Source organism: Fusicatenibacter sp. (assembly GCF_050872605.1).
GTDB lineage: Bacteria > Bacillota > Clostridia > Lachnospirales > Lachnospiraceae > Fusicatenibacter.
Genome location: NZ_JBNMHD010000050.1, coordinates 1 through 17,967, shown reverse-complemented (window position 1 = coordinate 17,967; position 17,967 = coordinate 1). Strand labels below are relative to the sequence as shown.

The window sequence follows — 17,967 nt, the reverse complement described above, 5'->3', positions numbered from 1 at the left end:
GGAACAATCGGAGGATTTGTACCACCAACGGTGGTCTTCCTCCCATGATCAAGCGACAGAGATACTATGATTCTCTACGTATGGTAGCATAGTCCATGATGTCCTTGAGAAAAATGTGTCAACCAATCTTGACAACATCAATAGAAGAAATAACTTTTTTACCCTCTTCTGGATTGTTTGATATAAAACTCGGTTTATATTCCAGATTTGAAGCAAGATTTCCATTGATATAGGCTGCTTCCAACCCTTGATTTATGTTTTGTATTATTTCTTCTTTCACCGTTTCATCCTCTCTGTTCTAACTTTAAATTGTAACGTATTTGACTTTACAATTCAAATTTTTTCATCATCTTCCAGTTTTTACCATGCTTTATAACGTCTCCTGATACGCCCGATCAATCAGCTTCTTTGCCTTCTGAAAGTCTTCTGCCGTCTTGATTGACACTTCTAGCTCCCCCGTTCCGTAATGTCCAATCCCGCGTGTATCCCTCGTAAATCCTTCTTCCAGTTCAACAGTGTCCGGGTCGAGTTTCATTCGGAGCAGGATCTGTTTGTTATAAATTTCAATGCAGAAAATGTTCTGCACTTTCTTATAGGCCAAATACAGCTTCAATTGGTTTGGAACAAGATCGTCTCCCAGCGATTCGATGTAGTCACAAAGCGCCGTATATAATGTTTTGAAATGGCTGCTTGCTGATGCCAGCTTCTCTAAATGTGTTTTCTGTGTGTATGTACTACTTGTTGTTGAAATGGTTGATGTTTCCGTTACTGGCTTTGCCACCGGTGTGTTCAGATGTTCAAACAGCAACAGATCTTCCCCATATTTCCGATATTTCACTAACTTGATATTTCTCTGCATCTGATTCACCGCATGTACATCATACCGTGTGAAATCATTTGCAATACAGATGACGCAAGGCACGGACCAGTCTATCTGGTTGGCGACCTCCATTCCAAATTTTTCTATCACAAGCAGTTTAAAATCCGCTTTGTGATCCAAAAGCCAGTCCAGGTAGAATAATCCCTGATTGATTACATTTTCACTGGTGCTTCTCTTGTACTCAAAAATTACCGGGCTGTTGTTTTCATCAATTCCGATGCTGTCCATTCTTCCGGATGTGATTATATATTCACTTTTCAGAAAACGAACGCCGAAAAATGTCTCCATGTTCTGCTCTATCGTTGTTTGCAGTTGTTTCTCCAATACTACCGTGGAAGAGGTGCGCTCTTTCACAACCGTTCCGACCTCAAAAAGTTTTATTTCCGACACTGCAGTTTCTCCTTCCCTGTCGCAAGATATATGTTCATTATATCGTACCTTCTTACAAAATACTATTGTAAAACATTCTTTCCGCAGGCATTCCCATCCAAAAAAGGCCGCAGCTCCGCAAAGCTGTGACCTTTTCCCAATATTACCAATATGCTATTTCCGATACACCGTCTTCCCCCGTGCAACGACTTCCTGAATCTCCAGTCCCTGATCCAGTACGCAAAGATCTGCATCAAACCCTTCCCGGATCTTGCCTTTTCCTTTCAGTGACAGGATCTCTGCCGGGTTTGCCGTAATGGTCGAAATTGCGGTTTCCAGCGGAATTCCCGCTTTCTCCACGCATTCTTTTACTTCTTTCAGCAAACAGCTCGACTGGCCCATGCCCATCCGCAGGAATTCTCCCTTCTCATTAAAGATCGGCAGACTGCCCTGGCCGTCGGATGAGATGGTGATGTGTTTCGGGTTGACGCCTGCATCCAGCATGCGGCGGATTCCTTTGCACACGCGTACTTCATCGCAGACGGTTTCCCAGTAATCAATCTCTTCATTTCCGGTGAAATCGACTGCGCCGCCCTTTACGGCGTATTCAATTGCCTTCTGGAACAGCTTCTCGTTCCGGTTGACATGGGTCGGGAGGAACTGGCTGGCCGGGATTTCGGTTTCGCTGATGACGCGTTCGATCAGCTCCATACATCTTGCACCGTTGCCAAGGTGGACATTGATCACTCCTGCTTTCCCGGAAAGAACGCCGCCGAGGCGCGTGTCTGCTGCCAGCCGTGCGAATTCTTCGAAGGTCGGCTGTGAGGATCGGTGGTCCGAGATGGCGATTTCGCCGGTTCCGATGATTTCTTCGATCATCATGATATCTTTTGTAATTCCATCCGTCAGTGTGCGCACCGGAACCTGATAGCTGCCGGTGTAGCACCAGGCGGACATGCCCTGCTCCCGGAGACCTTTTGTTTTTGCCACGAGCGCGCACATGTCACGGCCAATGCCGTCAGTTCCGAGGCAGCCAACAACGGTTGTCACGCCGAATTTGTTCAGGCCTTCCATTGTTGCCTCCGGGGTGCGGTTGGCAAAGCCGCCCTCACCGCCTCCGCCGAGCACGTGAACATGGCAGTCGACAAAGCCAGGTGTCAGGACAAGTCCGGTTCCGTCTACGGTCTCCGCGCCAGAGAGCAGGCCGTCTGCCGTTATCGTGCCGGCATCTGCGATCTTGACAATTTTATCATACACCGTAAGAACGTCTTTTCTTCCGAGGTATTCCGGCGCATAGACGTCTATATTCTGAAATAATATCATTTTCTCTCACTCCTCTTAAAATCCAATGGCAACTGCAATCAGAATCGTAATGACTGCTCCAATCATCAGTATCCCTAAGAATTTCCACATGAATTTGATCCAGTTCGACCACTCGATCTTTGCAATCGCCAGGGAGCCGATCAGGCAGCCGGAGGTCGGGACGATCAGATTTGTGAAGGCATCACCGAGCTGGAACGCAAGGACGGATGTCTGGCGGGATACGCCGAGAAGATCCGCGAGCGGTGCCATGATCGGCATGGTGATTGCCGCCTGACCGGAGCCGGATACGACGAAGAAATTGAATACCGACTGGAACACATACATCAGCACGGCTGCGGCTGCACCGGAAAGACCGGCCAGGGCCTGTGAAATGCCGTACATAATGGTGTTGATGACGGTCGGAGTCGTCGGATCGGAACCGCCAAGCACCTGCATGATGCCCTGTGCCATCGCAACAACGAGTGCTGCGCCGATCAGGTCTTTTGCACCGTCTTTGAAGGAAACGGCAATGTCGTTCACTTTCATGTCGTTCAGATGGAAAATGACACCAATCACACCGGCCACGATTCCCATGATGAAGAACTGGGTTGCGATTTCGGCCATGTAATAGCCTTTTGCCATAACGCCCCAGATGACCCAGACAACGGTAACAGCCAGTGTCACCAGAACTAGGATATGGCCGATGCCGAAGGAATGGCCCTCGTCGATGCCTGTTTTTTCGTTCTGATCACGGAAATACTGGTCACTTTCGTAGGCAACGGAGATTTCCGGGGTCTTTTTGACTTTTGCTGCATAGAACATGGTCATGCCGCATCCAAGGGCGGTGAATACCACCCACATCACCATACGGAAACCTGCGCCGGAGAAGACGTCAACGCCGGCGATTCCCTGTGCGATTCCGACGGAAAACGGGTTCATCCAGGAGGATCCGAAGCCGATCTGTGTTGCCACGTACGTAACGAGCACGGCAATGACGGTGTCGTATCCGACAGCAACGAACAACGGGCAGAGGATCATCGTGAACGGAAGGGCCTCTTCTCCCATTCCGAACACGGCTCCGCCGAGGGAAAACAGGACGAAAAGAACCGGGATCAGCAGTTTTTCGGCTCCTCTTGCCTTACGGATCAGGCCGATCAGGCCCGCCTCAACGGCTCCGGTGCGGATCATGATGCCGAAAGCACCGCCGACTACCATCAGAAATGCAATAATTTCGATGGCAGAGCTGCTGATAATTCCGTTATACATGTAATTGAAAAATCCGGTTCCGCCGTCGCCGCTGAACAGTGCAACGCCTTCTGTGACCGGTTTTCCGGCAGCATCGGTCAGATACTGGAAACTTCCGTCTTTGATGACGGTACGGGTCTTTTCTACCCCGTTCATCAGGTATGTGACATCCTCCGTCTCGTAATAGCCTTTCGGGACGAGGAAAGTCATGACGGCCGCGATAACCACCACAAAAAAGATGATAATGTAGGTATCCGGCACGTTAAATCCCCTGTTGAATGATTTCAGGCCTTCGCCTTTCTTTTTGCTCATATTTTGAGATTTCCTCCATTTGATATTCTATTCTCATTTTTAACGCGCATGGATTAGTGTACCATAGATCATAGAGGAAAGTCACTGAAAAAATCAAAAAAGTGGCAGAAAAATTTTCCATTCGGATCTTTCTGCGAGCTGTGTGCAATGTCATGCATAACATGATTGTATAGAAAGACAAACAATTCCTTTTTGGGTTTCCTGCTCCCCGTCTCTTATGCTATACTTGGAAAGTTGTTCTAACAGTAATACAAATCTAATACAGAAAGCGAGCTTTTCAAATGAATTCGTTCAAACCAATGCTACTCACTTCTCTGAAGTCCTATGACCGCGCGCAGTTTGCCAAAGATGTGACTGCCGGTATCATCGTTGCAATCATTGCACTTCCTCTTTCTATTGCACTGGCTCTTGCTTCCGGCGTGGGACCGGAGGCTGGTATTTTCACCGCGATTGTGGCGGGCTTTGTGATTTCCGCGCTCGGCGGAAGCTGTGTCCAGATTGCCGGTCCGACGGCCGCGTTTGCTACGATTGTTGCCGGTATTGTCGCGCGGGACGGCCTCGAGGGGCTGATGACGGCGACCATTCTTGCCGGTGTCTTCCTTATTCTCATGGGCTTCTGTCATTTTGGAAGTCTGATCAAGTTTATTCCTTATACGATTACGACCGGTTTTACTTCCGGTATTGCGGTGACAATCGTGATCGGACAGTTAAAGGATTTCTGCGGCATTACGTATCCTGACGGGGTAAAGCCGATTGAAACGATGGAAAAACTGAAGGCATTTGCGGAGAATTTTTCCACGATTTCACCGGATACTCTGATTGTCGGCGGGGTCAGCCTTGCTATTCTGATCGTGTCTCCGCTTATTTTCAAGAAAATCCCGGGATCGCTGATTGCTGTTATTGCCGGTATTCTGATGGTTCAGTTTCTGCCGCTGCACGTTTCTACGATTGGAAATCTGTACACAATCAGCAATGCGCTTCCGACGCTTCATCTGCCGGTTTTTGACATGAAACTGATTCAGTCGGCGATTCCAAATGCGTTTACGATCGCGGTGCTTGCTGCGATTGAGTCGCTTCTCTCCTGTGTTGTTGCGGACGGCATGATCAACAGCAAGCATCGTTCGGATACGGAGCTGATTGCACAGGGTGCCGGAAATATTGCTTCTGCGCTCTTCGGCGGTATTCCGGCTACGGGAGCGATTGCCAGAACGGCGGCAAATATCAAAAACGGCGGACGCACGCCGGTTGCGGGTATGGTGCATTCCATTACGCTCGTCATCGTTCTTGTTGTGCTGATGCCGTTTGCGGGCATGATTCCGATGCCGACGATTGCCGCGATTCTGTTCCTTGTCGCCTACAATATGTGCCAGTGGAGAACCTTCGTGCATCTTGTACGCACGGCTCCGAAGAGTGATATTATCGTTCTTTTTACTACGTTTGTGCTGACCGTTGTGTTTGATCTCGTTGTCGCAATCGAGATCGGCATGGTTCTGGCCTGCCTGCTTTTCATCAAGCGGATGAGCGAGGAAACGCACGCCGACAGCTGGGTCTATGTGGACGATGATTCCCCGGCGGTGGATGAGCATCTGCAAAAATTGCCGCTGGAAATCCGTGTATACGAGATCACAGGACCGCTCTTCTTTGGCGCGGCGGATGCGATTGAGCACATCGTGGTAAAGGATTTCACGAAGTGTCTCGTTCTCCGGATGCGGAGCGTATCGGCAATCGACAGTACGGCCATGAATGCGCTCCAGAATCTGACGAAGCTCTGCGAATCGAAAGGGATCACCCTCGTCTTTTCTCACGTGAATGAGCAGCCGATGAAGGTGATGAAAAAATCCGGCTTTGTGGAGCTTGTCGGGGAAGAAAATTTCTGTTCGAATATTTCGGATGCGTTAAAGCATGCGGAGGAGCTGATTTTAAAATAAGATATCACCTGCATTTCTGTGCGCAAAAAAATGGCAGATCAGAGGTTGTATGACTTCTGATCTGCCATTTTTTCAATTTTCCGCATCATTCTTCATCTGTGCCTTCGCTTTTCTTGCAATTCCCTGTGTTCCGTTCAGGATGCTTGCGCGGGTGACTTTGTCGTTGCCGTATTTCTGGCGGATTGCGTCGAGGGCGGCATCGAGTTTACGGCTTTTCTCCTTCTTTTCGGGATCTTCGAAGAGGGAGAGCTGTTCGAAATCGTCTTCGGTAAGGCCGGTTACGGAGACACCGATCAGGCGGAGGGGCTCTCCTTTCCAGGATTCGCGGAAGAGCTGTTTGGCGCAGCGGTAGATTTCATCTGTGATATCGGTCGCATTTGGAAGTTTTGTCTGGTGTGAGCGGTTTCGGAAATCGAGGGTGCGGAAGGTTATGGAAACGGAGGTGCATTTTTTCTTTTTCCGACGCATGCGGGCGGCCACGATGTCACACTGGGCGAGAAGAATCGGGTCGACCTGTTCGATAGAGACGATGTCCTCGTTAAATGTCGTCTCTGCGCTGAAGCCTTTCGCCTCATCGGGCTGTGCTTTTACGGGGGAATCGTCGATGCCGCGGGCGTACTGGTACAGCTGATGGCCGTTTTTATTGCCAATCAGGGTCTGAATATCAGTTTCCCGTGCATGTGCCAGATCTCCAATCGTGCGGATTCCGGCCTCGGTCAGCTTCTTTTCGGACGCTTTGCCGAGAAACAAAAGCTCGCGTACCGGAAGAGGCCACATCTTCGCAGGGATTTCTTCTGGAAACAGGGTGTGCACTTTGTTCGGTTTTTCGAAATCGGACGCCATTTTGGCCAGGAGTTTATTGGTGGAAATGCCGACATTTACCGTGAATCCCAGCTCGTCGTAAATACGGTCTTTAATTTCATGTGCTGCCGCGATCGGGTCCGGGTACAAAAGAGAGGTTCCCGTCATATCAAGGAACACTTCGTCAATCGAGAAAGACTCCATGACCGGAGTATAGGATGCGCAGATTTTCTTGAAGGCCCGGGAGCACTTGACATAAAGATCGAAATCACTGGGAACAATAACCATATTCGGGCATTTCCGCAGTGCCATTGCCACAGGCTCGCCGGTCTGGACACCGCATTTTTTCGCCGGAATCGACTTTGCTACAACGATACCCGTCCTTTTTGCCGGGTCGCCGCCGATGCAGGCGGGAATGTCCCGCAGATCCGGCAGCCCCTCTTTCATCCGCCGCGCGGACTCCCAGGATAAAAAGGCGCTGTTGACATCAATATGAAAAATCAGGCGGTTTTCCGGTTTCTTTGTTTGTTCTTCTCTCATTCTCAACACCTCTGCAAAATTTTTCTGCCATGCTCTATATGGAAATCGGCAAGTCTGCTTTTGTAAGAAAGACAAGAAGAACGATCTGTACCAGCAGCATCAGCGGGACGCCGATACTGAATTTCTTTTTCTTTGTTTTGTGATGGAACAAGTGCATCGCCAGCAGTGCTCCTGCCGAACCGCCGACTGCGGCCAGGGTAAGAAGCGTGGAAACGCGGATTCTCCATTTTCCACGCACAGCGTTTCGTTTGTCAATGCCATAGACTGCTATGGTAATAATATTAATGCAGATCAGGTAGAGATATAATCCTGTCTGCAGTTGAATAGGAAGATTCATCTTCAGTTCACCAGCCTTTCGGTTTTATCTTTCTTTTCAGATTTTTTTCAGAATCATTTCTTCTCCAGAAATATTTTTCTTGTAACAAAATTGTAAACCATAACGACCGCGGTTGCGAATACTTTTGCGATCGTATAGATCAGGTTGTGACCAATGTTCTGCTGCAGTACCGCGTTTCCGCTATAGATGGGTCCTACCACAATCCAAATCAAAAAGCTGTTCAGCAGCATTCCGATCAGGGAAAGGACGACGAAGGTAATGAATTCGACTTTTTTGTTCAGGTCTTCTTTTCGTTCAAAGACAAATTTGAAACTTAAAATGTAATTGACGATGACGGACACGGTAAATCCTGCAACGGAGCCGACAAGCGACGCCATTTCAAAATAGGAACTGGAGGTCAATGCCATGATAAGGTTCAGGACAATCAATCCGATCACATAGTCAATGCCAAAGCTGATGAAGCCGACAATGCCGAATTTCACAATCTGTGCAAATAATTTCTTCATTTTTCCTCTGTTTCCTCTGTTTTTTTACGATGCCATTTTGAAGCAGCATCGTATAGAGGATACCATAAAACATCAGGGTTTTCAAGTAATACAGACAGAGAAGCGGTTAGAATTCTTTTTTCTCCATCACCCTCACGCTGATTCCATAAGAAATCAGTAATGCAGCGATACCGACCGCAAAAGCTCCGATTTTTCCCGAAGTTTTTTCCAGCATATCTGAGAATGATGTAATTTTTTCAAGTGCAGCATCCCCCGCTGTTTTGTGTACAAACAAGATCACACCTGCACCCAGAAAGCAGATTCCTGCCAGAACAATTCTGGATCCTTCCGCTCCATACTTCACCTGGATTGGAATTGTCACCGCGATGGCCAGGAAAAATACGGCCAGAACGACAGGAAACATGCCTGCATTTTCCAGAAGCTGCCCTGCTGCATCTGCAACGCCGTTCACCATCAGAGAGGCAAAATACAGTGCCAAAGCAATAAGAAAAGATCCTGCTACGCCTAGGATACAGAGCAGATATTTTTCCCGGATATACATTTTCCGGTCAACCGGCAGTGTAAACAGAAACGGAAATCCGTTGTCCATCTCGTCATACGAAATAGTTCCTGTCAGCATGATAATCATAAGAAACGGGAAATAGCCCAGAATAAAGGTATTTGTCTGCCCCAGACTGATTACTACTGCAAGGGCCAAAAAAAGGACCAGTGTTTTCCGGTTGCTTTTCAGCAGACAGAGATCTTTTTGTAATAATCCGCTCATCGTACTTCTCCTCCTGTCATCATCAAAATTAATTCATCGATCCCGGCCCGCTCGACAACAAGATCCGGGTAATTTTCTTTGTAATACTGCTGATCGCTTGTGAAACATGCATAACCATACGCTTCCTTCCGGCATTTCAACAGATATTCCTTGTCCAGCGCCGCATACTGCTCTTCGCTTGCTTTGATGAGGCCGTACTGTTCGAGAATCACATCCGTCTCCTTGTGCAGGATCTGTTTTCCTTCGTGAATCAGGTAAATATCATCACAGAGATGCTCGAGGTCGGAAGAAATATGTGAAGTAATGAGAATCGTACGGCTCTCATCCTCCGCCGCATAGCTTCGCAGCAGATCGAGAATTTCGTTCCGTGCCTCCACATCAAGGCCGGCCGTCGGCTCATCCAGAATCAGCAGATCTGCTCTGTGAGATAAAGCAACAAGCACGCGCAGCTTCGCTTTCATTCCAGTGGAAAATTCCCGGAGTTTTTTCTGCATGGGAAGCTGGAGTTTTCTGCACTGCTCTTCAAACCAGTTCCTGTCAAAGTTCTGATACATTTTTGCCAGAATCTTTTCCGTATCTGTAACGGTAAACAGCTCGTTAAATCCGGATTCTGCCAGGGAAACGCCGATCCGCTGCTTATCCAAAGCTTTCATTTCGCTGACCGGTTTTCCAAAAATCTCAATCGTTCCGCTTTCTGCTTTTACAAGTCCCACCATCAGCTTGATTGCTGTACTTTTTCCTGCCCCGTTTTTTCCTACCAGACCGGTAATTCTTCCCTTGGGAATTTCCAGGGAAAGCTGAAAATCAAACGCGGGATACGTTTTTTTGACATTCTCCATCTTGATCATGTCGGAACCTCTCTTTCTTCTGTCCAGATCAGATTTCTTCGTCTGGGACGATACCTTTCTTTTTATTTTTCCTCCAGAAGGAGCTGTACGATTTCTGAAATTTCTTCTTTGCTCATTCCCATTGAAAGGGCGCGGTCGATGGCTTTTTCAAAATCCGCTTCCGCTTCTCTCTGCCTTGCTTCTTTTGCGAGCTGCTGGTCGGAAGCCGTTACATACGTTCCTTTTCCGTGAATAGTTGTAACGAATCCATCCTCTTCCAGCTTATCGTACGCCTTTTTCACGGTCAGCGCACTGATCCGCAGTTCCCCGGCCAGAGAACGGACGGATGGGAGCGCTTCTCCTTCTTTTAATGCGGTATCTATAATTTCTGATTTGATCTGCTCCATGAGCTGCTCATAAATCGGCACCATGGAGGAATGGTTTAAAATAATATGCATATTGTTCTGTTTCTCCTTCACGATAAACAGTATATAACAGTCGAACACTGTTGTCAACTGTTATATACTGTTTATTTTCGAGTTTCCGATTTTTTTCCTGCCATCCGCTTCTTCCAATGACGCATTCTGTCATGCCGAATTTCTTTGTTTTCTTACGCCTTTTGCATGTTTTTCTTTCTTTTATATGGTTTTTTCCTCTGTCACACATGAAAAAAGCAATAAAAAAAATCACAAAAAAGTTCTTGACCAAACAAAAAACACCCGTTATAATGCGTGGTATAAAAATACGAAAGAGCAGACAAAGGAGTCTGAAATGGAAACGTTTTCTCCTTAGTCTGCTCTTTTTCTATGCAAAAAAGGAGGAACACCATGAGATTAAATCCCAAGGAACAGGAAAAACTGATGCTTCATATGGCCGGTAATCTCGCCAAAGAGCGGAGAGCGCGCGGTCTGAAACTGAATTACCCGGAAGCACTCGCCTACATCAGTTCTGAGCTTCTGGAACTGGCAAGGGACGGAAAGACCGTTGTGGAGCTGATGCAGCTCGGCACAAAGATTCTGACCCGCGACGATGTCATGGACGGCGTTGCCGATATGATCGGCGAAGTCCAGGTCGAGGCAACGTTCCCGGATGGAACCAAACTGGTCACTGTACATAATCCGATTCAGTAAGGAGGAGACATCATATGAAAATCGGTGAAATCATGGCTTCCGATCGCGAGATCACATTAAACGAAGGCAAAAAGACAGTCACTGTCATGGTAGCAAATAAGGGCGACCGTCCCGTTCAGGTCGGCTCCCATTTTCATTTCTTTGAGGTCAACCGGTGCCTCTCTTTTGACCGGGAAACGGCGTACGGTTATCACCTCGATATTCCTTCCGGAACTTCGGTCCGTTTTGAGCCGGGCGAGGAAAAAGAGGTGCAGCTCGTCGAGATGGGCGGCAGAAAACGTGTCTTCGGTCTGAATGACCTGACCCGCGCACAGGCCACCGCTGACACGAAAGCCGCATCACTGGAAAACGCGAAGTTAAAAGGATTTCTGTAAGGAGGGACAGCAAAAATGAGTGTAAAAATTTCCGGAAGTAAATATGCCGCTATGTACGGTCCGACCGTCGGCGATAAGGTCCGCCTTGCCGACACCAGCCTTGTGATTGAAGTCGAAAAAGACTACACCACATACGGCGATGAAGTAAAATTCGGCGGCGGCAAATCCATCCGCGACGGTATGGGACAGTCCGTCAAGACCTGCAGCAGAGACGGAGACCTTGATCTTGTCATCACAAACGCTCTGATCGTGGATGCTACAGGCATTGTAAAAGCAGACATCGGAATCAAAGACGGAAAAATCGCCGGCATCGGAAAAGCCGGAAACCCGGATGTCATGGACGGCGTGACTCCTGGTATGACGGTCGGCGCATCGACCGAGGCTCTGGCCGGCGAGGGCATGATCGTCACCGCAGGCGGCATTGATACCCACATTCACTTTATCAGCCCGCAGCAGATTGACTGCGCCCTCTACAGCGGCGTGACCACCATGATCGGCGGCGGCACCGGCCCGGCGGACGGCACGAATGCAACGACGTGTACCCCGGGACCGTGGAATCTGCGCATGATGCTGAAAGCCGCAGAGGAATATCCGATGAACCTTGGTTTTCTCGGCAAGGGCAACTGCTCCGACGAGGCTCCGCTGATCGAGCAGGTCAAAGCCGGTGCGATGGGTCTGAAAATCCACGAGGACTGGGGCGCAACGCCGGCGGTCATTAACCACTGCCTCAACGTTGCCGATGAGTTCGATGTCCAGGTTGCCATCCACACCGATACTTTGAACGAAGGCGGATGCGTCGAAGATACGCTTGCGGCCATCGGCGGAAGAACCATCCATACGTACCACACCGAGGGAGCCGGCGGCGGCCACGCACCGGACATCATCCGCGCTGCTGCTGCACCGAACGTTCTGCCTTCCTCCACGAATCCGACAATGCCTTACACTGTCAACACACTTGATGAGCATCTTGACATGCTGATGGTATGCCACCACCTCGACAAGCACATCCCGGAGGACGTTGCGTTCGCGGATTCCCGTATCCGCCCGGAGACGATCGCCGCAGAGGATGTTCTGCACGATATGGGTATTTTCAGTATGATGAGTTCCGACTCCCAGGCGATGGGCCGTGTCGGTGAGGTCATCACCCGTACGTGGCAGACCGCAGGCAAAATGAAGGATGAGCGCGGCGCTCTGCCGGAGGATGCCGGTCATGAAAACGATAACTTCCGCGTGAAACGTTATGTCGCAAAATATACGATCAACCCGGCCATCACCCACGGTATCTCCGAGTATGTCGGCTCGGTCGAAAAGGGAAAATTTGCTGATCTCGTGCTCTGGAATCCTGCTTTCTTCGGCTCCAAACCGGATATGATCATCAAAGGCGGTATGATCGTCGCTTCGAAAATGGGAGACGCCAACGCTTCGATCCCGACGACACAGCCGGTCTGCTATCAGCCGATGTTTGCCGCTCACGGAAAAGCAAAACAGGAGGCATGCCTGACCTTCGTTTCCCAGGCTGCTTTCGATGCCGGTATCAAAGACGCATACGGACTGGAAAAAACGGTTGTCCCGGTACACGGCTGCCGCAGTATCAGCAAGAAGGATATGGTATGGAACGACCGCACGCCGGTGCTTACCGTAGATCCGGAGACGTATAAGGTCACTGTTGACGGCGAGGAGATCACTTCCAAGCCAGCAGAAAAACTGCCGCTGACCCAGCTTTACAGCCTGTTCTAAACGGCTCTGCATTCTGTAAAACCATACGAGGAGAATTTTATTATGCTTGGAGTGTGTCTTTTATTTGTAGGAATTGTACTGATCAACAACGGCATGTGCACCCTGTACCATGTGGATGGACGCTCGGCCGCTGTAATGAATATCTTTACCGGCGGACTTTCCCTTTTCATCAACTTCGTGAATCTCGTGCAGGGAAATTATTACGCTGCCGGAACGGGACTGCTGTTCTGCTTCACTTACCTCTTTGTGGCCGTCAATAAATTTTTAAACGCCAGCCCGATCCCTTTTGCGTGGTTTTCGACCTTTGTTGCCGTCAACGCTGTCATCTTCGGAACGATCGAAGGCTTCACTGGAAGCGCGGCGCTTGGCATCACGCCGGATCTCCGCTGGGCGGGCATCTGGTATCTGTGGGCCATTCTCTGGGGTACTTCTTTTGTGGAGGATATCTGCGGAAAGAAGCTCGGAAAATTTGTGCCGTGCCTTCAGGTATTTGAGGGCGTTGTCACCGCGTGGATCCCGGGCGTCATGATGCTGCTTCAGATCTGGTAATTCGGTAAGGAGGAACTTTTTTCAATGGTTTGCGAACAGATTTTAGGAAAACTTTCGGAATTTGACACTTCCGAAAAAACGATCGAATACGTCGATATCGAATGGCATGAAGCCTTCAAAAAGATTCATAAAAAGACGACCGACCACGGAACGGAGCTCGGCATCCGCATGGACGATTCCATTCTCACAAGGGGTCTGTATCAGGGTGATGTGCTCTATGCAGACGATGAAAAAATCATCGCCGTCAATACGCCTCCGTGCGAGGTGATCCGCGTTTCCCTTACTCCGGGTCACGAAAAGCAGGCGGCAAAGGTCTGCTACGAGATCGGCAACCGCCATGCACCGCTGTTCTGGGGCGAAAACGATACTTTTATCACGATTTACAATGAGCCGATGCTTCTGATGCTTCAGAAACTCCACGGCGTTACGGCCGAAAAAGAACTGAAAAAGCTCGACTTCGACCAGCGGATTTCCGCATCGATCCACAATCATCATCACTGATGCGGTCTGTCCGCACGCAGAAAAGAATGGGCCGGCCCCTTTTCGCGGGCAGGCTCATTCGATATCTTATGATTTTTCAGGAGACTTTTTATGTCCGAACTTAATTTTTATCTTCTTCAGATCAACGACGCCCTGTTTCCGATCGGCGCGTACTCGCACTCGCAGGGACTCGAGACGTATATTCAGCGGGGAATTGTGCACGATGAGGCGACGGCAAAGGAATATATCCACCACAAAATCCGATGGAATCTTGCCTTCACGGAGCTTCTCGCCGCAAGACTCTCCTATCTTGCTGCCGCAGGCGGGGATCTGGAACAGCTTCTTTCGATTGAAGAAATTCTGGAATCGTCGCGGATTCCGATGGAACAAAGAGAGGCCGCACGGAAAATGGGGTCCCGTTTTGCAAAGACGATCGAAAAGCTGGAGCTGCCCGTGACAAAAGAGGAAAACGGGATCTTCCGCCGTTATCTTACTGCCAGGAAAGGGCAGGCGATAAACCACTGCTGTATCTACGGTGTTTTCTGCGCTGCCATGAACATTCCGCTTGCCGATGCGCTGTCGCATTATCTCTATGCGCAGACTTCCGCGATCGTGACAAACTGCGTTAAAACGATCCCGTTAAGCCAGAGCGCCGGACAGCAGCTTCTCGGCGGATGCTATGCGGAATTTGCCGAGATTTTAAAAGATCTGGAACACCGGAGTGCGGAGGATCTCTGTCTTTCTGCGCCGGGCTTTGATATCCGCGGGATCCAGCATGAAACACTGTATTCCCGTCTTTATATGTCGTAATGTGTTTGTTTCGCGCAATCATTATTTTCAGGAAAAGAGGTATGTGTTATGTCTTACGTAAAAATTGGAGTAGCAGGACCGGTCGGCTCTGGAAAAACGGCACTGATTGAGGCGCTGTCCCGGAAAATGGCAAACGATTACAGTATTGGCGTTATTACCAACGATATTTATACAAAGGAGGACGCACAGTTTCTCGCGAAGAACAGCGTCCTTCCGGTGGAACGCATCATCGGCGTGGAGACCGGCGGCTGCCCGCACACCGCGATCCGCGAGGATGCTTCGATGAACCTCGAGGCCGTCGACGAGATGATGGAGCGGTTCCCGGACATCGAGCTTCTCTTTATCGAGAGCGGCGGTGACAACCTCTCCGCTACGTTCAGTCCGGAGCTTGTGGACGCCACGATCTTTGTTATCGATGTCGCTGAGGGCGATAAGATTCCGCGGAAAGGCGGCCCTGGCATTACACGGTCCGATCTTCTCGTCATCAACAAGATTGATCTGGCTCCGTATGTCGGCGCAAGTCTGGAAGTCATGGATCGCGATTCGAAAAAGATGCGCGGCGAGCGGCCGTTTCTGTTCACCAACATCCGCGGCGACGTCCATGTGGATGATGTTGTTTCCTGGATCAAAGAAAATGTGCTCTTAGAGGGAATGTGATGCTTATGGAAAACAAATTCGGAAAAATTTCCCGCATCACGGCCTGCGCGGCAGAGAAAAACGGAAAAACGATTCTCGAGGATCTTTCCTTTACGGCGCCGTACAAGATTATGGCACCGTTTGAGAAGGAGAACGGCGGCATCCAGATCATGCCGCTGTGCGCCTCCGCGGGCATTATGGAAGGGGATTCGCAGGAGTTTTCCTATCATGTCAAAGAAGGGGCGGAGCTGGAGGTTCTGTCGCAGTCGTTCGAAAAGATCCACAAGATGGATGCGGGTTCTGCTTCGCGTACGATTTCCGTTCGGGTCGATCCGAACGCGGTTCTCTTCTATTATCCGCAGCCCGTCATTCCGTTTGCGCAGTCTTCTTTTTCCAGCACGATGACGATCCATCTGGCCGATGAGACTTCCCGTCTTTTTCTGCTGGAAATCATCTCCTGCGGCAGAAATGCACATGACGAGCGGTTCCAGTACCGCCGCTTTGCCTCGAAGGTGTTGATTACCCGCGGCGAAAAGCTAATCTACCGCGACAACACCTGCTATCTGCCCGACCAGATGCCGATGGAAGGAATTGGCATGTACGAGGGATACACGCATATGGCGAACCTTTTTCTCTCACGGTTGGAAAACGCAGATATGCTTCTTGATGAAATCCGGGAAATTCTTGACGGCGATCCGGAAATCGACGGCGGAGCAACGACGCTCTCCGGCGGCGATCTTGCCGTGCGGATTTTCGGTCACCGCGCACAGAGACTGCAGCAGACGGCGGAAAAAATCAAAGCTGTGTATGAAAAACTTCTATAAAAAAAGGTTGGAAAATATCCGTTTTTCTGTCTGTCAAAAATCACAGGAAAAATGTCAAAATAAAGTGTGACAACCTCCTCAGAATGTGATAAAATAGCTTTCGTTTGAAATGAATACAAAACTTATTTTTATCATTTTTGAGGAGGTTTTTCATGGAAAGAGATATGACAAAGGGCAGTCCGCTGCCGGTCATTCTGCGGTTTACGCTGCCGCTGATTATCGGAAACATTTTCCAGCAGCTCTACAACATGGCAGACACGATTATCGTTGGCCGATATGTCGGAGCGGATGCACTGGCTGCAGTTGGTTCTACGGGAACGATTATGTTCCTGGTGCTTGGATTTGCGCAGGGCATCACAGCAGGCTTTACGGTTCTGACATCGCAACGGTTCGGTGCAAAGGATACGAGCGGAGTAAAGCGAAGTGTGGCAAACGGCATTCTACTGGCTCTCCTTTTCACAGTTGTCCTGACATTCTTCAGCATGATCTCCATGCGGCCATTGCTGCATCTCATGAACACACCGGAAAATATTTTTCAGGACGCTTATACCTATATTATGATTATCTGCGGCGGACTGATCGCCACGATTTTTTACAATCTGCTTTCCTCCTATCTGCGTGCGGTCGGAAACAGCCAGACTCCGCTGATGTTCCTGATTTTTTCGGCTGTATTAAATGTTCTTCTGGATCTGCTTCTCATTATCCATTTTAAAATGGGCGTTGCGGGAGCCGGATATGCAACTGTTTTCTCTCAGGGAATTTCTGCCGTGCTCTGTCTTTTTTATATCTATCGCTCCATGCCGGATATGTGGCCGGAAAAACACCACTGGAAGCTTCATGCGGCAGATTCCCGTCATCAACTCTCGATGGGCATTCCGATGGCTCTCCAGTTTGCCATCACCGGATCCGGTACGATGATTATGCAGGCAGCCATTAACCTGTTCGGCTCAGAGGCGGTTGCCGCTTTTACGGCGGCCTGTAAGCTGCAGAATCTGGTCACGCAGGGCTTTTCCGCAATGGGACAGACGATGGCAACCTACAGCGGGCAAAATTTCGGGAAAGGCGATATTCCGCGGATCAAAAAGGGAGTTCGCGCTGCACTTCTGACTTCCATCACCTATTCTATCGTAGCCGCTGTTCTCGTCTTCCTTCTTCTGAAGCCATGTCTTTCTCTCTTCTTCTCGGGTGATGTCGATATGGCCGCCATGATGCCGTGGGCGAAAACATACTCCTATATGTGTGCACTGTTTTACGTGCCGCTCTGCACCATCTTCATTTTCCGGAATGCGATGCAGGGCTGCGGTTACGGTTTCCTGCCGATGATGGGCGGTGTTTCCGAGCTGCTTGCGCGCCTGATTGTGGCTGTGATTGCCATGAAAGTGGTCAGCTATCCGCTCGCCTGCTTCTGTGACCCGGCAGCCTGGACGACAGCAGCTGTCTTTACCGGAGTTTCTTATCTCTTTGTCATGAAGGATATTGATAAGCGGTATGCATCAAAAACGCTGGATTCACCAGCAAATTAGAAAGATTCAGATAAAAAAACCTGCATAAAATGCCTTTTTTAAACCAGGCATTTCATGCAGGATTTTTTATTTTTTAGCGCATGCAGATATAGAT

The 17,967-nt window shown here is 49.3% G+C and carries 20 protein-coding genes; 10 read left to right on the top strand and 10 right to left on the bottom strand.

Annotation, left to right across the window (positions count from 1 at the left end; translation table 11 throughout):
* Positions 1-118 precede the first annotated feature (118 nt).
* The 4 genes from ACY2VT_RS12740 to yfcC all read right to left on the bottom strand — a co-directional run bounded on the left by ACY2VT_RS12740 (position 119) and on the right by yfcC (position 4,108).
* Positions 119-280, bottom strand: a complete 162-nt coding sequence (locus ACY2VT_RS12740) for a hypothetical protein (protein WP_461880147.1) — start codon at positions 278-280, stop codon at positions 119-121.
* Positions 281-370: 90 nt separating this feature from the next.
* Positions 371-1,270 carry a DUF91 domain-containing protein gene (locus ACY2VT_RS12735; RefSeq protein WP_461880146.1) on the bottom strand — a complete coding sequence of 300 codons (900 nt, stop codon included), beginning with the start codon at positions 1,268-1,270 and terminating at the stop codon, positions 371-373.
* Between the two features lie 153 nt (positions 1,271-1,423).
* Positions 1,424-2,572: a beta-aspartyl-peptidase gene (gene iadA, locus ACY2VT_RS12730; RefSeq protein ID WP_461880145.1), complete on the bottom strand. Its 1,149-nt coding sequence runs from the start codon at positions 2,570-2,572 to the stop codon at positions 1,424-1,426.
* 15 nt (positions 2,573-2,587) lie between these two features.
* Positions 2,588-4,108, bottom strand: a complete 1,521-nt coding sequence (gene yfcC, locus ACY2VT_RS12725) for a putative basic amino acid antiporter YfcC (RefSeq protein ID WP_238062003.1) — start codon at positions 4,106-4,108, stop codon at positions 2,588-2,590.
* Positions 4,109-4,389: 281 nt separating this feature from the next.
* On the opposite strand from yfcC, the gene ACY2VT_RS12720 reads away from it, so the two are divergent.
* Positions 4,390-6,036: a SulP family inorganic anion transporter gene (locus ACY2VT_RS12720; RefSeq protein WP_461880144.1), complete on the top strand. Its 1,647-nt coding sequence runs from the start codon at positions 4,390-4,392 to the stop codon at positions 6,034-6,036.
* A 72-nt stretch (positions 6,037-6,108) separates the two neighbouring features.
* On the opposite strand, the gene ACY2VT_RS12715 is transcribed toward ACY2VT_RS12720, so the two are convergent.
* From ACY2VT_RS12715 to ACY2VT_RS12690, 6 genes are all read right to left on the bottom strand, one after another.
* Positions 6,109-7,377 (bottom strand): DNA polymerase Y family protein, encoded by a 1,269-nt coding sequence (locus tag ACY2VT_RS12715; protein ID WP_461880143.1) that lies wholly within the window; start codon positions 7,375-7,377, stop codon positions 6,109-6,111.
* A 34-nt stretch (positions 7,378-7,411) separates the two neighbouring features.
* The gene (locus tag ACY2VT_RS12710) at positions 7,412-7,714 is read right to left on the bottom strand and encodes a DUF1294 domain-containing protein (protein ID WP_461880142.1); all 303 of its coding nucleotides are present in this window, start codon (positions 7,712-7,714) and stop codon (positions 7,412-7,414) included.
* Positions 7,715-7,767: 53 nt separating this feature from the next.
* Complete coding sequence (locus tag ACY2VT_RS12705) at positions 7,768-8,220, bottom strand: GtrA family protein (protein WP_461876936.1); 453 nt, start codon at positions 8,218-8,220, stop codon at positions 7,768-7,770.
* Between the two features lie 106 nt (positions 8,221-8,326).
* Positions 8,327-8,983 carry an ABC-2 transporter permease gene (locus tag ACY2VT_RS12700; RefSeq protein ID WP_461880141.1) on the bottom strand — a complete coding sequence of 219 codons (657 nt, stop codon included), beginning with the start codon at positions 8,981-8,983 and terminating at the stop codon, positions 8,327-8,329.
* The gene (locus ACY2VT_RS12695) at positions 8,980-9,831 is read right to left on the bottom strand and encodes an ABC transporter ATP-binding protein (protein ID WP_461880140.1); all 852 of its coding nucleotides are present in this window, start codon (positions 9,829-9,831) and stop codon (positions 8,980-8,982) included. Before ACY2VT_RS12695 ends, ACY2VT_RS12700 begins: the two co-directional genes overlap by 4 nt.
* Positions 9,832-9,893: 62 nt before the next feature.
* Complete coding sequence (locus ACY2VT_RS12690; protein ID WP_461873327.1) at positions 9,894-10,268, bottom strand: GntR family transcriptional regulator; 375 nt, start codon at positions 10,266-10,268, stop codon at positions 9,894-9,896.
* Positions 10,269-10,637: 369 nt separating this feature from the next.
* Between ACY2VT_RS12690 and ureA the strand changes: the two genes are divergently transcribed.
* The 9 genes from ureA (at position 10,638) to ACY2VT_RS12645 (ending at position 17,873) form a co-directional block, all read left to right on the top strand.
* Positions 10,638-10,940 (top strand): urease subunit gamma, encoded by a 303-nt coding sequence (ureA, locus tag ACY2VT_RS12685; RefSeq protein ID WP_055221498.1) that lies wholly within the window; start codon positions 10,638-10,640, stop codon positions 10,938-10,940.
* Between the two features lie 14 nt (positions 10,941-10,954).
* Positions 10,955-11,314, top strand: a complete 360-nt coding sequence (gene ureB, locus ACY2VT_RS12680) for an urease subunit beta (protein WP_055221500.1) — start codon at positions 10,955-10,957, stop codon at positions 11,312-11,314.
* Positions 11,315-11,329: 15 nt separating this feature from the next.
* Complete coding sequence (ureB, locus tag ACY2VT_RS12675) at positions 11,330-13,051, top strand: urease subunit beta (protein WP_461880139.1); 1,722 nt, start codon at positions 11,330-11,332, stop codon at positions 13,049-13,051.
* 42 nt (positions 13,052-13,093) lie between these two features.
* Positions 13,094-13,600, top strand: a complete 507-nt coding sequence (locus ACY2VT_RS12670) for an AmiS/UreI family transporter (protein WP_461880138.1) — start codon at positions 13,094-13,096, stop codon at positions 13,598-13,600.
* A 24-nt stretch (positions 13,601-13,624) separates the two neighbouring features.
* Complete coding sequence (locus tag ACY2VT_RS12665; protein WP_461880137.1) at positions 13,625-14,101, top strand: urease accessory protein UreE; 477 nt, start codon at positions 13,625-13,627, stop codon at positions 14,099-14,101.
* A gap of 90 nt (positions 14,102-14,191) precedes the next feature.
* Complete coding sequence (locus tag ACY2VT_RS12660; RefSeq protein ID WP_461880136.1) at positions 14,192-14,890, top strand: urease accessory protein UreF; 699 nt, start codon at positions 14,192-14,194, stop codon at positions 14,888-14,890.
* 48 nt (positions 14,891-14,938) lie between these two features.
* Positions 14,939-15,547, top strand: coding sequence for an urease accessory protein UreG (ureG, locus tag ACY2VT_RS12655; protein ID WP_461880135.1), 609 nt, complete (start codon positions 14,939-14,941; stop codon positions 15,545-15,547).
* Between the two features lie 5 nt (positions 15,548-15,552).
* Positions 15,553-16,350, top strand: coding sequence for an urease accessory protein UreD (locus tag ACY2VT_RS12650; RefSeq protein ID WP_461880134.1), 798 nt, complete (start codon positions 15,553-15,555; stop codon positions 16,348-16,350).
* A 152-nt stretch (positions 16,351-16,502) separates the two neighbouring features.
* Positions 16,503-17,873, top strand: a complete 1,371-nt coding sequence (locus ACY2VT_RS12645; protein ID WP_461880133.1) for an MATE family efflux transporter — start codon at positions 16,503-16,505, stop codon at positions 17,871-17,873.
* The last annotated feature ends 94 nt before the right edge of the window (positions 17,874-17,967 follow it).

Coding starts and splice junctions, on each gene's coding strand:
- iadA (WP_461880145.1), bottom strand. CDS start 2,572: ATGATATTATTTCAGAATATAGACGTCTATGCGCCGGAATACCTCGGA.
- yfcC (WP_238062003.1), bottom strand. CDS start 4,108: ATGAGCAAAAAGAAAGGCGAAGGCCTGAAATCATTCAACAGGGGATTT.
- ACY2VT_RS12720 (WP_461880144.1), top strand. CDS start 4,390: ATGAATTCGTTCAAACCAATGCTACTCACTTCTCTGAAGTCCTATGAC.
- ACY2VT_RS12715 (WP_461880143.1), bottom strand. CDS start 7,377: ATGAGAGAAGAACAAACAAAGAAACCGGAAAACCGCCTGATTTTTCAT.
- ACY2VT_RS12710 (WP_461880142.1), bottom strand. CDS start 7,714: ATGAATCTTCCTATTCAACTGCAGACAGGATTATATCTCTACCTGATC.
- ACY2VT_RS12705 (WP_461876936.1), bottom strand. CDS start 8,220: ATGAAGAAATTATTTGCACAGATTGTGAAATTCGGCATTGTCGGCTTC.
- ACY2VT_RS12700 (WP_461880141.1), bottom strand. CDS start 8,983: ATGAGCGGATTATTACAAAAAGATCTCTGTCTGCTGAAAAGCAACCGG.
- ACY2VT_RS12695 (WP_461880140.1), bottom strand. CDS start 9,831: ATGATCAAGATGGAGAATGTCAAAAAAACGTATCCCGCGTTTGATTTT.
- ACY2VT_RS12690 (WP_461873327.1), bottom strand. CDS start 10,268: ATGCATATTATTTTAAACCATTCCTCCATGGTGCCGATTTATGAGCAG.
- ureA (WP_055221498.1), top strand. CDS start 10,638: ATGAGATTAAATCCCAAGGAACAGGAAAAACTGATGCTTCATATGGCC.
- ureB (WP_055221500.1), top strand. CDS start 10,955: ATGAAAATCGGTGAAATCATGGCTTCCGATCGCGAGATCACATTAAAC.
- ureB (WP_461880139.1), top strand. CDS start 11,330: ATGAGTGTAAAAATTTCCGGAAGTAAATATGCCGCTATGTACGGTCCG.
- ACY2VT_RS12670 (WP_461880138.1), top strand. CDS start 13,094: ATGCTTGGAGTGTGTCTTTTATTTGTAGGAATTGTACTGATCAACAAC.
- ACY2VT_RS12665 (WP_461880137.1), top strand. CDS start 13,625: ATGGTTTGCGAACAGATTTTAGGAAAACTTTCGGAATTTGACACTTCC.
- ACY2VT_RS12660 (WP_461880136.1), top strand. CDS start 14,192: ATGTCCGAACTTAATTTTTATCTTCTTCAGATCAACGACGCCCTGTTT.
- ureG (WP_461880135.1), top strand. CDS start 14,939: ATGTCTTACGTAAAAATTGGAGTAGCAGGACCGGTCGGCTCTGGAAAA.
- ACY2VT_RS12650 (WP_461880134.1), top strand. CDS start 15,553: ATGGAAAACAAATTCGGAAAAATTTCCCGCATCACGGCCTGCGCGGCA.
- ACY2VT_RS12645 (WP_461880133.1), top strand. CDS start 16,503: ATGGAAAGAGATATGACAAAGGGCAGTCCGCTGCCGGTCATTCTGCGG.